General features: G+C 54.8%; 1 protein-coding gene. It reads left to right on the forward strand.

Annotated features, from left to right (window positions below; genetic code table 11):
* A partial coding sequence (locus tag R0J87_RS24315; protein WP_498889615.1) for a universal stress protein occupies positions 1–239 on the forward strand: 239 nt, incomplete at both ends.

The raw sequence follows: 239 nt of genomic DNA on the forward strand, positions 1-239 counted from the left end.
GGGACTGCCGGTACACCTGGTGATGGTAGGTGCCGATGTTGAAGCCGCCAGAGTGCAAATGGAGGCCGCTGCAGAAATTTTACGAAGCGCCGCTTTTGAGACGAAAACCGCTATTGTGGCTGGTGAGCCGGAAACCGCATTAAACCAATACCAGCAGGAGCATGTGATTGACCTGATGGTTATGGGGGCTTATGGCCACTCCCGTATACGGCAGTTTATCGTCGGCAGCACGACGACTG

The organism is Halomonas sp. SIMBA_159, assembly GCF_046536035.1.
Taxonomy (GTDB): Bacteria; Pseudomonadota; Gammaproteobacteria; order Pseudomonadales; family Halomonadaceae; genus Vreelandella; species Vreelandella venusta_A.